The sequence below is a fragment of the Sphingomonas montanisoli genome (assembly GCF_008274695.1).
GTDB lineage: Bacteria > Pseudomonadota > Alphaproteobacteria > Sphingomonadales > Sphingomonadaceae > Rhizorhabdus > Rhizorhabdus montanisoli.
Genome location: NZ_VTOU01000002.1, coordinates 705639 through 720103, shown reverse-complemented (window position 1 = coordinate 720103; position 14465 = coordinate 705639). Strand labels below are relative to the sequence as shown.

At 65.8% G+C, this 14465-nt stretch carries 13 protein-coding genes and 1 other RNA gene; 4 read left to right on the top strand and 10 right to left on the bottom strand.

The window, feature by feature from the left end; translation table 11 throughout:
• Nucleotides 1–96 precede the first annotated feature (96 nt).
• The 3 genes from purC to FYJ91_RS09265 all read left to right on the top strand — a co-directional run bounded on the left by purC (nucleotide 97) and on the right by FYJ91_RS09265 (nucleotide 2670).
• Nucleotides 97–873, top strand: a complete 777-nt coding sequence (gene purC, locus FYJ91_RS09275) for a phosphoribosylaminoimidazolesuccinocarboxamide synthase (RefSeq protein WP_149521965.1) — start codon at nucleotides 97–99, stop codon at nucleotides 871–873.
• A gap of 152 nt (nucleotides 874–1025) precedes the next feature.
• Nucleotides 1026–1679, top strand: coding sequence for an RBBP9/YdeN family alpha/beta hydrolase (locus tag FYJ91_RS09270; RefSeq protein WP_149521964.1), 654 nt, complete (start codon nucleotides 1026–1028; stop codon nucleotides 1677–1679).
• A gap of 175 nt (nucleotides 1680–1854) precedes the next feature.
• The gene (locus FYJ91_RS09265) at nucleotides 1855–2670 is read left to right on the top strand and encodes a ferredoxin--NADP reductase (RefSeq protein ID WP_149521963.1); all 816 of its coding nucleotides are present in this window, start codon (nucleotides 1855–1857) and stop codon (nucleotides 2668–2670) included.
• Nucleotides 2671–2716: 46 nt separating this feature from the next.
• Here FYJ91_RS09265 and FYJ91_RS09260 read toward each other — a convergent pair whose 3' ends face one another.
• The 10 genes from FYJ91_RS09260 to FYJ91_RS09215 all read right to left on the bottom strand — a co-directional run bounded on the left by FYJ91_RS09260 (nucleotide 2717) and on the right by FYJ91_RS09215 (nucleotide 13959).
• A complete protein-coding gene (locus FYJ91_RS09260) occupies nucleotides 2717–4330 on the bottom strand; it encodes a DNA polymerase III subunit gamma/tau (protein WP_149521962.1) in 1614 nt (537 codons plus the stop codon).
• A 48-nt stretch (nucleotides 4331–4378) separates the two neighbouring features.
• An RNA gene (gene ffs, locus FYJ91_RS09255) (signal recognition particle sRNA small type) lies at nucleotides 4379–4476 on the bottom strand.
• A gap of 42 nt (nucleotides 4477–4518) precedes the next feature.
• Nucleotides 4519–4848, bottom strand: a complete 330-nt coding sequence (gene erpA / locus FYJ91_RS09250; RefSeq protein ID WP_149521961.1) for an iron-sulfur cluster insertion protein ErpA — start codon at nucleotides 4846–4848, stop codon at nucleotides 4519–4521.
• A 43-nt stretch (nucleotides 4849–4891) separates the two neighbouring features.
• Nucleotides 4892–5524, bottom strand: a complete 633-nt coding sequence (locus FYJ91_RS09245; RefSeq protein ID WP_149521960.1) for a M23 family metallopeptidase — start codon at nucleotides 5522–5524, stop codon at nucleotides 4892–4894.
• 55 nt (nucleotides 5525–5579) lie between these two features.
• Nucleotides 5580–6488 (bottom strand): ferritin-like domain-containing protein, encoded by a 909-nt coding sequence (locus FYJ91_RS09240; protein WP_149521959.1) that lies wholly within the window; start codon nucleotides 6486–6488, stop codon nucleotides 5580–5582.
• Nucleotides 6489–6535: 47 nt separating this feature from the next.
• Nucleotides 6536–7027, bottom strand: a complete 492-nt coding sequence (locus FYJ91_RS09235) for a peroxiredoxin (protein WP_149521958.1) — start codon at nucleotides 7025–7027, stop codon at nucleotides 6536–6538.
• Between the two features lie 154 nt (nucleotides 7028–7181).
• The gene (locus FYJ91_RS09230) at nucleotides 7182–9101 is read right to left on the bottom strand and encodes a [protein-PII] uridylyltransferase family protein (protein ID WP_149521957.1); all 1920 of its coding nucleotides are present in this window, start codon (nucleotides 9099–9101) and stop codon (nucleotides 7182–7184) included.
• A gap of 91 nt (nucleotides 9102–9192) precedes the next feature.
• Nucleotides 9193–11892 (bottom strand): bifunctional [glutamine synthetase] adenylyltransferase/[glutamine synthetase]-adenylyl-L-tyrosine phosphorylase, encoded by a 2700-nt coding sequence (locus tag FYJ91_RS09225; protein ID WP_149521956.1) that lies wholly within the window; start codon nucleotides 11890–11892, stop codon nucleotides 9193–9195.
• A gap of 429 nt (nucleotides 11893–12321) precedes the next feature.
• Nucleotides 12322–12969, bottom strand: coding sequence for a sigma-70 family RNA polymerase sigma factor (locus FYJ91_RS09220; RefSeq protein ID WP_149521955.1), 648 nt, complete (start codon nucleotides 12967–12969; stop codon nucleotides 12322–12324).
• 189 nt (nucleotides 12970–13158) lie between these two features.
• The gene (locus FYJ91_RS09215) at nucleotides 13159–13959 is read right to left on the bottom strand and encodes a response regulator (protein ID WP_149521954.1); all 801 of its coding nucleotides are present in this window, start codon (nucleotides 13957–13959) and stop codon (nucleotides 13159–13161) included.
• A gap of 259 nt (nucleotides 13960–14218) precedes the next feature.
• Here FYJ91_RS09215 and FYJ91_RS09210 point away from each other — a divergent pair, with 259 nt between their 5' ends.
• Nucleotides 14219–14437, top strand: a complete 219-nt coding sequence (locus tag FYJ91_RS09210; protein ID WP_149521953.1) for a NepR family anti-sigma factor — start codon at nucleotides 14219–14221, stop codon at nucleotides 14435–14437.
• Nucleotides 14438–14465 lie beyond the last annotated feature (28 nt).

Here is a 14465-nt window from a genome sequence, read left to right as displayed (position 1 = left end):
TTCCGAATTGCCTCGGCGGCTGCGTCCGAATCGACGTCGTCTCCGGGGCATCGTCATTTTTCCCGCTTTTGCGAGCCCATTGGAGGCCCGACCGACATGACCCGCCGCCGCCAGATCTACGAAGGCAAGGCCAAGATCCTTTACGAAGGCCCCGAGCCCGGCACGCTTATCCAGTATTTCAAGGACGATGCGACCGCCTTCAATGCCCAGAAGAAGGGCACGATCAACGGCAAGGGCGTTCTGAACAATCGCATCTCCGAGCATATCTTCACCCTGCTCGGCACGATCGGCGTGCCCACCCACTTCATCCGCCGCCTGAACATGCGTGAGCAGTTGATCCGTCAGGTCGAGATCATTCCCATTGAGGTCGTGGTGCGCAACGTCGCGGCCGGCTCGATCGTGAAGCGGCTCGGGATCGAGGAGGGCACCCAGCTGCCCCGCACGATCATCGAATATTATTACAAGGACGACGCGCTGGGCGATCCGATGGTCGCCGACGAGCATATCGCCTGCTTCGGCTGGGCCAGCCAGGAGGAGATGCACGACATCGCCGACATGGCGATCCGCGTGAATGATTTCATGTGCGGCCTGTTCGCCGGGATCGGCATCCGCCTGGTCGACTTCAAGCTCGAATTCGGTCGCTTCTTCGACAACGACTATAGCCGCGTGATCCTGGCCGACGAGATCAGCCCGGACGGCTGCCGCCTGTGGGATATGACCACCGGCGAGAAGCTGGACAAGGATCGCTTCCGCCAGGATCTGGGTGGTGAGGTCGAAGCCTATCAGGAAATCGCACGCCGACTCGGGCTGCTGCCCGAGGGCGAGAACATGGTCCTGGACCTCGACAAGCACCGCAAGAGCAAGGGCAAGTAGGCCCGGCGAACGCTTCGGCGTTCATCTGGCATTCAGCCTGCCGCAATCCTGCCGCATCTGGTCGCAGAGACCATTTAAAAGCGGATCGGTAGTAATGACTCTTCGTTCCGGCAGGCGCATGTTTCCTGCACGAGAGCGAGGAGTCAGCGGCTATGGCGACGACCCGTTACGAGCATCCCTCTACAGCACCGATGGTGCTGATGTTGCCCGATCCTGCATCGGATCGACCGGGCTATTGGCAGCGCCACTGGGCCGCGACCCGGATGGACTGTGCCGTGCTGGATCTGGGTACCAGCGCGACCCCGAACCGCAATAGCCTGGTCGGGCGGCTCGATCGCGCCGTCCACAGCGCGGACATGCCGGTCGTCCTGGTCGGCCATGGCCTGGGTGCGCTGACCATCGCGTGGTGGGCGAGCCTGATGAGCGGCGAGGATGCCCCGGGTATCATCGCGGCGCTGCTGGTCTCCCCCACAGATCCGCAGGAGATCGACGCCGCGGAGATCGGCCCGCTGCCGACCAGCGTCCTTCCCTTCCCCGCGCTCGTCGCGGGCAGCGACGACGATCCCACGCTGCCGATCGAGCGCGCGTTCAGCATCGCACGCCAATGGGGCGCGGGCTTTGCGCGGTTCGATGGGTGCGGCGGCTTTGGCCCTTCCGACGGCGTCGGCTTCTGGCCCGAGGGCGAAGAACTGCTCGACCGCTTCATCGACCTGGTGGACGATCATGCCGCGCGTACCCATCTGTTGAGTCTTCCCGAATGGCGCCTGTCCGCTCCCAATGGCGGGCCGGCGCTGTTGCGCCGCTGATCCCTTCGCGGCGCGACTCCCCGCGCCCTGCCGTCGTTCTCCGGGACGGCGGGGCGCGGCCCCCTTCACACAAGCTTAGCTGTGGCCCGCTTCAGCAAGAATGGGTTGGCGCGGTGGAATCACCGGCCTATGGCGCTGCTTTCCATTCGCAATAAGACGGTGTGACGGCGTGGACATGATGAGCAATCGCGAACCGGTGAAGATCCCAGAGAACAGCGCTTTCTACAGCGAGACGGTGCTGTGGGTGAAACATTGGAACGAGCATCTGTTCAGCTTCGCGATCTCGCGCCCCGCTGCGCTGCGCTTCCGGTCGGGCGAGTTCGTGATGATCGGGCTGCCGCAGGAAGGCGGCAAGCCGCTGCTGCGTGCATATTCGATCGCTTCGCCGTCTTATTCCGATGAAATCGAGTTCCTGTCGATCAAGGTCGACGACGGCCCGCTGACCTCGCGCCTCCAGAAGATCGTGCCGGGTGACGAAATCTACATGGCACGCAAGACCACCGGCACGCTGGTGACCGACGCGCTCAAGCCCGGCCGCCGGCTGTTCCTGCTCGCGACCGGCACCGGCCTCGCGCCCTTCCTGTCGGTGATCCGCGATCCCGACGTCTATGTGCAGTTCGAACAGATCGTCGTGCTGCATTCGGTGCGCCGCGTGAGCGACCTCGCCTATCGCGATCTGCTCGAGGCGAAGCTGGAGGGCGATCCGCTGCTCGACGACGAGGCGCGGGCCAAGTTGCATTATATCCCGACGGTAACCCGCGAGCCGTTCCACCGTTCGGAGCGCATCACGACGCTGCTGGAAAAGGCCGACCTGTTCGACGACGGCGTCGAGGGCGACCATGTACTCGATCCCGTCCACGACCGCGCGATGATGTGCGGCAGCATGGACATGATCAAGGATTGCGCGGCGATCCTGGAACGGCTCGGCTTCGAGGAAGGCTCGAACGCACACCCGGCCGACTTCGTGATCGAGAAGGCGTTCGTGGGGTAAGGCGAAAGCCGCCCCCCACCCCGAATCGTCATTCCCGCGAAGGCGCTTAAGACGCCATCCGCTTATCGCCTGGCGTAAACTCGACCATCTCGGCTCCCGGAAACGCCTCCATCGCGGCGCGCACCAGCGGCGTGGCGAGAATTGCGTCGCGAGCCGCATGCTCGGCCGCCAGCTCCAGCGCGCGCAGCGAAGGTTGCCCGCCTCCGTCGGCGATCGATACGGTCCACGGCTCTTTCGTGATCGATTTGAGCGCATTCGCCAATTCGTTGACGAAGCTCAGCGTGATCGACGAACTCCGCGCGATCGCCAGCTCGGTGCCCGACAGATGAATGATCGAGGCATGATCGCCGAACGTGACCGCCAGACTCTGCTTCTGGTTGTTCATCAACAGATCGTGGATCGCCTGCGCGCTATCCGGAAGGGCGAGGAGTGGCGGCTCTTCGGCAGGCGCGGGCGCAGCCGACGGAAGCGCCGGCGCGGCACCCGTTGCGGGCGCGGCGATCTCCCCGCTCAGCAGCTTGCGCGCGAGTTCGCCGGGATCTGGCATCTGGCTGGCGTGAACGACGCGGAGTAGCGCCATTTCGGCGGCCTCGATCGGCATCGCGGCCGACTGGACCTCGCCATGCCCCTTGAGCAACAATTGCCACAGCCGGTGGAGCGTCGCGAAGCCGAGCTTGGATGCCCATTCGGCCAGCGCCTCGCGCTCCTCGACCGACATCGCCGGATCCTCGGTGCGAGACACCTTGGCACGCGTGACGCCGTGGCACGTTTCCAGCAACCCATGGAGCAGAGCGGCGGGCTCGACGCCCAGATCATATTGCCCGCGCACGCCCGCCAGCACCGCTTGCGCATCGCCCGACAGCAGATCGCCGAACAGCCGGCGGATCGCGCCGCGATCGGAGAGGCCGAGCATGTCGCGCACCTGCTGCGCTTCGACCTTGCCCGAACCATGCGCGATGGCCTGGTCGAGAATCGACAGGCCATCGCGCGCCGATCCTTCGGCCGCGCGGGCGATAAGCGCGAGCGCCTCCGGGTCGGCCTCGACGCCCTCTGCCTCCACGACGCACGCGAAATGGGCGCCCAGCGTCTCGGCCGAAATCCGCTTGAGATCGAACCGCTGGCAGCGCGACAGGACGGTGATCGGAACCTTGTTCACTTCCGTGGTGGCGAACAGGAATTTGACGTGGGGCGGCGGCTCCTCAAGCGTCTTCAGAAGCGCGTTGAACGCATTCTTCGACAGCATGTGGACTTCGTCGATAATGTAGATCTTGTAGCGCGCCGAAACCGCCGAATAGCGCACCGCCTCGATGATCTCGCGGACGTCGTCGACGCCGGTATGCGACGCGGCGTCCATTTCGACGACGTCGATGTGCCGCCCCTCGGCGATGGCGCGGCACGGCTCGCAGATTCCGCACGGATCGATCGTCGGGCCGCCCTGCCCGTCGGGACCGATACAGTTGAGCGCCTTGGCGATCAGCCGTGCGGTGGACGTCTTGCCGACCCCGCGGACCCCGGTGAGCAGGAACGCATGCGCCAGCCGATCACGCCGGATCGCATTGCCCAGCGTCGTCACCATCGCATCCTGGCCGATCAGTTCGGCGAAGCTCTGCGGGCGATATTTGCGGGCCAGGACGCGGTAGGGCTGCGGGGATTCGGACATGACGAAACTCTATCGGCGGGAGCGCCGGTTGTCGCCTGCGATGTGGTGAAAGGTGGGAGCCGGGACGACCCGTTGCGAAATCGTTGTGGCTGCTTCCTTCCGGATCTGACCAGGTTGGCGACGGCACCGTCCGCCCGACTCCCGCCGCGCATATGGGCGAAGCCGGCGGGGGATGCAAGATCAGTGCGTCAAACGGAAAAGCTCGATCCGCAGCCGCAGCCCGAGGCCGCGTTGGGGTTGGTGACGCGGAAGGCCGCACCGCCCAGCGATTCGACATAATCGACTGCGCCGCCGCGAACGAGATCGAGGCTGATCGCATCGACAACGAGCGAAACGCCATCGCGGGTGGCGACGGTATCGTCGTCGGCGGGCCCATCGGCCAGTTCGAACTTGTACTGGAAACCCGCGCAGCCGCCGCCATCGATGGCGAGGCGCAATATGGCGGGCTTACCCGTCTTCGCGGCGATCGCGGCGACACGCGCTGCGGCAGACGGGGTGATATCGATCTCGGCGTTCATACGCCCAAGATAGGGTGTCGGGAGGTTCCCGACAATCGGTAGATCAGTCCTGCGCGTCTTCCGGGCCGCCCTGTGCGATCGGCGCGGTCACGCGATCCTGCATCGCCATGATGTAGTTCGCGGATTCGAGGAAGGGGATCGGGTTGACGGCGCGGCCGTCGATGCGGACTTCGTAGTGGAGATGCGGGCCGGTGGAACGGCCGGTCGAGCCGACATAACCGATCAGGTCGCCGCGGGCGACGCGCTGTCCGTCATGCGCGACGATGCGCGACATGTGGCCGTAGCGGGTCGAGATGCCCTTGCCATGTTCGATTTCGACGCAATTGCCGTAGCCGCCAAACCATTCGGCGCGGTTCACCATGCCGTCGGCGGTGGCGTAGATCGGGGTGCCCGTCTTCGACGCGAGATCGATACCGGCGTGCATCGCGGCACCGCCACGGAACGGATCGCTGCGAACGCCGAAGGCGCTGGTGAAGGTGAAATCGGCGAGGGGCTTGATCGACGGGATCGAAATCACGCCCTTCTCCATCGCGTCCAGCTTCTTCCACGACATGAAGAGAGCATGGAACTGACCGGCGGCCTCGGCCTGAGCGGTTTCCGCCTGGGCGGTGACCGGCGCGACGAGCATGGCGACAAGGATCGTCAATCGGCGAAAAGCAGCAGCAAATTTCGACATTTAGTGCCCGACCCCGGCCATTATTGGCGCCGAAACCGCTGGCGCGGATCCGACGCTATTTGCGTAATGCCGAAGTCAGGATTGCCCCCCCTGCTGCGACGTCCGAACTGTGCTTGGGATCACACCAACCGGCAACCCCGGCCATGAAGGCTTTCGTTAGGCCGGCCCGCTCACGCGATGAGTCGTTGAACGGCGGCTTAATCATTCCCCGAAAGTAGCAAGCTACCAGTTGGCCCCAGGCAACCGAATAGTCGAATCGATGTTGCGCCGCACAAGCCGATTCGAACCACTCCACCCCCGCCCGAACATGGCCGATCTCGTCTTCCGCAATCCGTCGCAAGATGGCGGCGGAGCGATCGTCCCCCGCAGTTGCAAAACGATCGATCATCGCCGGCGTGACATCCAGCGCGCGCGCTTCGAGCACCATCGGGACCACGGCGAGGCGCGCGAGCGGATCGTGCGCGGTGGCGGCAGCGGCCTCCCACAAGCCGTCATGCGCGGGGAGATCGCCGTAGGAGGTGCCGAGCGCGTGCAGCCGCCGTTCGATCAGCGCGAAATGCATCGCTTCCTCCGCGCCGACCTGAAGCCAGCGATCGGCGAAGGCGCGGGGGAATTGCGCGCCGAAACGGCCGACCAGATCGAAGGCGAGATCGATCGCGACATATTCGATGTGCGCAAGCGCGTGAAGCATCGCGATCCGCCCGCGTTCGGACCCCGCCTTGCCCCGGCGGGGCATGCGATTCGGCGGCAACAGCGGCGGACGATCGGTGCGGGCCGGCGCATCGGGCATCGCGACACAGAAGGCGAAATCGGTTCGCCCCAATCGCCAGTCGCGCGCGGCCCGGCGCGCCGTCTTGACCTTGTCCAGCGGATCGGCAGCGAGCAGAACGGCGCGGCAGGCGTGCCCCAAATCCGTCGCCCCGGCGGAGGCCGGGGCCGGCGTCCGCTCCTGCGACGACGTCATCTCTCGATCTCTGGCGGCCCTGGCCTCCCCCGGGGCGACGCAGGACGTCACAGCGCCTTCACCGCCTCCAGTACCGCTTCGGCATGGCCCTTGACCTTCACCTTGCGCCAGACGCGGGCGATCGTCCCGGCCTTGTCGATCAGGAAGGTCGCGCGTTCGATGCCCATATAGGATCGACCGTACATGCTCTTTTCAACCCAGACGCCAAATGCCTCGCAGACCTTCGCGTCGGCTTCAGGGCCATCGGCGTCGGTCGCGAGTTCGACCTTGAGGTCATATTTCTTGATGAAGTTCTGATGCTTTTTCGGCGTGTCGCGCGAGATGCCGAGGATCGCGGCCCCCGCCTTGGCGAAATCGTCGGCGAGCGCGGTGAAGGCCTGCGCCTCGGTGGTGCAGCCTGGCGTATCGTCCTTCGGATAGAAATAGAGGACGAGCGGCTTGCCCTGCCAATCCGACACTCGCTTCGTCGCGCCGTCGGGCATCGTCAGCACGGCGTCGGGGGCGTTATCGCCTTGAGCCAAATTATCCTGTGCTGGCATCGCGGTTCCTTCCCATTCTGGTCGGAACCGCCTTTCGCGCCGATGGGGCGCCGACGCAATCCTTGAGGGTCTACCCCCTCCTCCCAATAGCGGTAAGAAGGAGGAAGAAGACCCTCACCCAGCCTCTCCCGCAAGCGGGAGGGGGGCTAGAAGATTAAGCCGCCTGCGCGGTCGGCATCGACGAAATCGCAGACTGCCATGCCTGCGACACCACCGCGCGGGCATCACCATAGGCCACGACCAGCGCATCCCAATCCGCGAGACCACAAGCCTGCGCGATCGCCTCGCGGCGCTCGGGTGCGGGTTCGTGGGCGTGCGGCGATACGGTGCGCAGCGCGATCAGCAAGCGGCTGAGCAGATCATGCGCCCCGATCAGCGAACGATCGGCCAGGCCCGCGACCACCAGCGATCGGATCGCAGCGCGCAGGCGCGGGTGCAGCCCGACATGATGGTTGAGCTGGAGGGTGTGGACCGCGAATTCGAGGTCGACCAGACCGCCCTGCACCAGCTTCACGTCGAAGGCGCCGCGCGGTGCCTTGTTGCGCGCAATGTCGCCGCGCATCTTGAGCGCGTCGGCGATCAGGGTCGCCCGGTTGCGCGGGGATCGCAGGCGGCACGTGACGAGACGCTTGAGCGTCTCGCGCGCCGCATCCGAACCGAATACCGGCCGCGCGCGGGTGAGCGCCATATGTTCCCAGGTCCAGGCTTCGTCGCGATGATAGGCGTCGAAACAGTCGACCGAACAGGCGAGCAGCCCCTTCGAACCCCACGGGCGCAGGCGCGTATCGACCTGATAGAGCGGGCCGAGCGTGGTCATCGTCGCCATCATCGTCGAAACGCGACGCGCGACCCGGCTGAAATATTCGTTGGCGTCGAGCGGCCGGCGGCCGGTGCTGTTCGTGCGGCAATCGCCGGTGAACAGATAGACGAGATCGAGATCGGAGCGATGCGTCAGCTCCGAGCCGCCGAAGCGACCGAGGCCGAGGATGAGGAATTCGGACCCCGGCACCTTGCCGTGGATAGCCTCCATCTCCGCCAGCGCATGCGCGGTCACCACGCTAAGCGTCGCTTCGGCGAGGTCGGTCGACCCTTGCGCGATATCGACGAGATCGGCGGTGGCCTCGAGTGTCTGGAGGCCCAGCGCGAAGCGGTGCGCGTTGACCGCCTCCGCCATGCGCAGCGCACCGGCATGGGCATCGGTGCCGGCCAGCATGTGCCCCAGTTCGGCCTCCACCTCGGCGCCCTTGGGAACCGGCGCGAAAACGCTGCTGTCAATCATGCGGCCGACGAGTTGCGGCTGCACGACCAGATGGCGAGCAAGCACGGGGGCACGACCGATCACGCCGAGCATCGAAAGGAGCAGCGACGGGCGCGCCTCGAAGCTGCTGAACAAGGCGACACCGGCAGGCTGGCGGCCGACGACTTCGTCAAACACGGCCAGCACCGCATCGGGATCGGGAAAATGCGCGATCGCCTGGAGCAGCTGCGGCAGAACCGCCTTCATCGCGCGGCGCTCGGCCGAGGTCGCGAGCACGGCGCGGCGCCCCTCGTCCCATTCACGGAAGCGAGCGGCGGCGCTGATCGGATCGGCGAAGCCGACCTCGCTAAGCGCGAGTTCGACCGGATCGGTGACGCCGGGGAACAGCGCGCGACGCAGCGTATCGACCAAAGCGGTGTGGAGCGCGGCGGTATCGGCGCGCAACGTCGCGAGGATCGACAGCGCCTCGGCAGCGCGGACGGTCGCCTCGGCATATTCGGCGGTCATGAGTTGCTGAGGCGACGGGCCGACGATGGCCTCGACCTGCGCCAATTCGGTCAGGAGCAGCGCCTGTTGCGCGTCGTAATCGCGCTGGGAGCCGAGGGTGAGCGTGTCGCTGGCACCAATCCCGGCGAGCAGATCGGCCGCCGCCATCGTCATGCGATTGAGCTGTGCGAACAGCCGATCGAAGGCACCACCCGCCGCCAGCGCCCGAAGCGCGGCATAGCTGTGCCCGATCCGATCGAGCAGAGCCGCCGGATCGACGGTGTCGCGCCCGGGGGCCGCGAGGTTGCGAAACGCGGTGTCGGCCTTCACATCGGCCTCCGCGACTGGTGGGGGGTACGCAAGAACAACATGAGAGGGGTCTTACCCGCCCAACCGCGTAAGGACGGTTTCCGGTATTGGTTTAGGCGGCGGTAACCTGTTCCGCCGACACCCGCGTCCATTCCCCCGCGATCAGGGTGCGCGCCGCGCCGTAAGCTGCTGTCAACGCGCCCCAATCACCGTGACCGCAAGCCTTGGCAACCAGCGCGCGCGAGGCGACGGGCGGCTCCCCCGAGTCCGGCGCGACCAATCGGAGCGTCACCAACATACGGGTAAGCAAGGCGTGCGCGTCGGCGAATCCCGGATCGAGCAGCCCTGCGTCGGCAAGCGCGCGGGCGGCGGTGCGCAGCCGCGGATCGAGGCCGACATGATAGCGAAGCTGGAGCAGGTGCACCGTGAACTCGGCATCGACCAGGCCGCCGGGGATCAGCTTGACGTCGAACGGGCCGGCGGGCGGCTTGTGCCGCGCCATTTCGGCCCGCATTCGCACGGCATCGGAGCGCAATTCCTCGACATCGCGATCCCCGCGCAATGTATCGTCGACGATCGCGGCGACCTCGGCACGCGCGGCGTCGGACCCGAAGATCGGCCGCGCGCGAGTCAGCGCCATATGCTCCCATGTCCACGCGCCTTCACGCTGGTAACGCGCGAAGCTGTCGACCGAGACGGCGAGCAGCCCCTGCGCGCCCGAAGGCCGCAGGCGGGTATCGACCTCGTACAGCGGGCCGGACGCGGTGGGGACCGAGAGCGCCGCCGACACCCGGCTAGCCAGACGGTTGAAATACGTCGTGGCGCCGAGCGGCTTCGGGCCATCGGATTCGGGCATGATGTCGCCCGTGAACAGATAGACGAGATCGAGATCCGATGCATGAGTGAGCGCGCCGCCGCCCAGCCGGCCGAGTGCGAGCACGACCAGCTCTGCGCCCGGTACCCGCCCATGGACGCGCTCGAACTCGGTGACGGTCGCCGAGGCGATCACCTGCAACGCGGCTTCGGCGACGCGCGCATAGCCGCCACCGATATCGATCGGGTCGCCCACCCCTTCGATCAGCTGGACGCCCAGCGCGAAGCGGCGTTCGCCGACAAGCTGGCGGACATGATCGAGAAGCCCCTCAAACCCATCGCCACGCTCCACCCCGCAAAACTCACCGGCGAGCACTTCGGTGGACGGCGCGGGATCGAAGGCGGTGGCGTCGATCAGACCGTCGAGGAGAGCGGGACGGCGGGCGAGCGCCTGCGCCAGCGTCGGCGCATGGCCCAGGACCGCGATCAGGAGCGCGGCAAGCGCAGGTCGCGCTTCGAGCAGGCGGAACAGGTTGAGCGCGCTCGGCAGGCCGCCGACCAGATCGTCGAACCGGGCGAAGGCCCGATCGGGATCGGGCGAATGCCCCACCGCCTCGACCAGCTTGGGCAGCATCGCTTCGAGCGCGGCCTGCGCGACGGGGGTGCGCAGCGCGCGCGCCTTTCCCTCGCGCAGTTGATCGATGCGACGGCGGGCGGTGGACGGGTCAGCGAAACCGGCGGCCGACAGCGCCTCGTCAAGCTGCTCGGCAGTCGATGGCAGGCGCGCCGCCGGTTCGCCGTCGAGCGCATCATAGAGCGTGCCGACCCGATCGACATGCGGGCGCAGCCGTTCGATCAGGGCATCCCCATCGACAAGTCCGTCGAGCGCGGCGACGTTGTCGAGCGCGTCGGCCTGTTTGGGCAGGCGGTGGGTCTGCTGATCGTCGACCATCTGAATCCGATGTTCGATCGTACGATACAGGCGATAGGCATCGGCCAGCTCGCGCGCCTCGTCCGCGCCGATCACCCCGGCCGCGCCGAGCGCCGCGAGCGCATCGAGCGTGGCAGGAGCGCGCAGGCCCGGATCGCGGCCGCCGTGGATCAGCTGGTGAATCTGGGCGTAGAATTCGACTTCGCGGATTCCGCCGCGGCCGCGCTTGAGATCATAGCCGAGGCCGAAGCGCTGGCCCTGCGCATGATGATCGCGGATACGGTGCGACATGGCGCGAATCTCGGCGATCGCCCCGAAATCGAGCGAGCGGCGCCAGACGAAGGGCCGGATTGCATCGAGGAAGCTTTGCCCCAGTGCGACATCGCCCGCCGCCGCCCGCGCGCGGATGAAGGCCGCCCGTTCCCACGACAGAGCCGCCGATTCATAATGGCCGAGCGCGGCCTCATAAGGGAGCGCGAGCGGGGTCGCCTCGGGCGATGGGCGCAGGCGCAGGTCGACGCGAAAGACATAGCCGTCGCCGTCGCGCGCCTGGAGCAGTTCGACGACACGCTTGGCGATCCGCACCGCCGCCTCGATCGGCTCCTCGCGCTCGCGGCGCGGCAACGTCTCCGGATCGAAGATCAGGATCGGATCGATGTCCGACGAATAATTGAGTTCGCGGCTGCCATGCTTGCCCAAGGCGAGCGCGACGAAGCCCACAGGATCCGCATCCGGCGTCCGTTCCGCGATCGCGACCTTGATCGCGCTGTCGAGCGCATGATCGGCGAAGTCGGAGAGCCAGCCGACCACCTGCTCCAGCGGTGCGCCGCCGAGATCCGCCAGCGCCACCGTGAGCGCCACGGCCTGACGCTGGCGCCGCAGCATCCGCGCCGCATCCGCCGGATCGACCGAAGCGCATTGGGCGCGCACGACGGCATCAGCGCCGTCGCGCAGGATCGCCTCGGCTATTTCGGGACGTTGTCGGGCGATCACGCGCAGGAAGGGCGAATGCCGGTCGATCCGTTCAAGCAACGCATCGAGGGCGGCGGAGGACGATCCGGTTCCCATGATCGCTGCGAATACGCACTACGACGGATTGCGCAACCCGCGCGATATCCGTGCGTTATAGGATGCATGACCAGTAGCGATGCTTATCGGCCCCGTGAAGGGACGCCCAGCCCACCGCAGCGTATCGCGGCACCCACTGCCCATGAAGGCGTGGGCAATGCTCTCCGCGCGGCTTATGGTCAGACCGGAGCGATACCGGACGAGTGGCGCAAATTGCTCGGACGACTCGATCGCTAGGCGGCGCGTTTAGCTCTGACCTGCACGGCCCCACACCGTGAACAACGGCGGAGGGCGCGGGTTTGCGAAATGGTGATGAACGCGGTCCAACGGCGATGGACCCCGAAAAAGCATAGAAACGACATCGGTCGCCTATGGCCGCTTACATCGTTGTAAGCGACAGGCCATTGGTAGAACCATGCGTCGCAATTCTCAGTCCGGTTCGACCGTCCTGCGATCACGGCTCAGGCTGTCGACGTCGGACATGATCTGCTGAAGCGTGGTGGTCGACGCGTCGGTCTTGTGTTCACGTCGCGATGGAAGCTGGCCATTCGTCAGCAACTCTTCCAGCGCGGCGCGGCCACGCGCGACGCGACTCTTGATCGTGCCCACGGCGCAACCGCAGATTTCGGCGGCCTCTTCATAGGCAAAGCCGCCGGCGCCCACGAGAATCAGCGCCTCGCGCTGAGGCTGAGGCAGATGAAGCAACGCGCGCTGCATATCGGCAAGCTCGACATGGCGATCCTGCGATGCGGGTGCCGCGAGCAGCTTCGACGCCGTCAATTCATCCCATTCGCCGCGGAAGCGAGCGCGGCGCATCTGCGACAGGAACAGGTTGCGCAGGATGATGAAGGTCCAGGCGCGCATGTTGGTACCGGCCTGAAACCGCTTGCGCGCGGCCCATGCCTTCATCAGCGTTTCCTGCACCAGATCGTCGGCAAGATCGCGGTTGCCCGAAAGCGAGCGCCCGAAGGCGCGCAAATGCGGGATCACGCGCGCCAGTTCGTCCTTGAACTCGCCATCGGACAGCGCAACGGGCTCCACCGGGGTTTCCGGCATTTCGCCTTCGCTATCGTTCATACGCGCTTTCACCCCGGCGGCGCCTGAAGCGCCATTAAAGTTGGCCAGATACAACCGATGTACCCCATGCGATATGGCAATTCCGCGAAGGGACGACATGTCCACTTCGCGGCTTCGCACTCTTACGAGGTCAAACGGACGTCGCCGTAACGGGTTCCAATTGTTTCGCTATTGGAACAATCGGCAGCATCAGGCGGCGACAGTTGCCGCATCGAAGAACAATGCCTGGCTGATCGCCGCGCGGACCGTCGACCGCTGGAACGGCTTGGTGATGAGGAAGGTCGGCTCGGGCCGCTCACCCGTCAGCAGCCGTTCGGGGAAGGCGGTGATGAAGATCACCGGCACGCTGAATTCGGCCAGGATATCCTTCACCGCATCGATGCCCGAACTGTCGTCGGCCAGCTGGATATCGGCAAGAACGAGGCCCGGACGATGCGCATGCGCCTGCGCGACTGCTTCGTCGCGGGTAACCGCAACGCCGGTGACGCTGTGCCCCAGATCGCGGACGATCGTTTCGAGATCCATCGCGATGATCGGTTCGTCTTCGATGATCAGCACGTCGGTACGGGTCTGCCGTTCGATCTCGCCGACCGCATCGGCAACCAGCGCCTCGACCTCATCATCGGTCGAATCGATCAGATAAGCGGTTTCGGTGACGGTGAAGCCCTCCATCGCGGTCAGCAGCAGCGCCTGACGCGACAGCGGGGTGATGGTCTGCAGGCGGGCCTGGGCAACCGCTTCACGCTCCGCGCCGAAGGGCGGCTGGGCGCTGCCGTCGTCGTCATAGGTGGTCGATTGCCAGATCGCCTGGAAGGTGCGGTAGAGCCCGACGCGGGCATCGACATCGGCGGGAAAATCGCCCGGCGACGCGACGATGGCTTCCAGCGCCGCCCGCACATAATTGTCGCCGTGGCTCTGGCTGCCGGTCAGCGCACGCGCATAGCGGCGCAGGAAGGGCAGGTGCGGCGCGAGTTTCTGGCCAAGCGACATGATATTCTTATTCTCCCTGACTGGGTGCCGCGTCATCCGCACGGTGGATCAAGGAGATAGTAACCCGACCCACCCAGCGGAAGCCGCCTCGGCCCCCAAAATTAGAATGCGCGCAATTTGACATTCGGAACGTGGAACCAACGGGACAGTTTTTTGTTTCCTGACCGCGGCATGCATTTTATGGCATCAACCATTAACTGTCCGCAACGATCATGACAGGGCTGGCTTCCGGGCCGAAAACAAGCCCGCGGGGTAGCGTGTGGACGATAAAACATTGATCAGGGGTGCAGGCCAGTTGGAGCCTACCGACGACAAGATTGGGGGCGAACCTAAAGTGAGCACGCCCAAGCCCGCGCGACGCAAGCGTGAAGGCGCCCGCGATAGCGGCGTCGGCAACGCCCTGCGTTCGGTCTATACCGAAACCGTCAATGAACAGATTCCCGACGAGTTCCTGGACCTGCTGAGCAAGCTGGACTGACGGTGCGAACCGTTACGCCCGCCTCGTT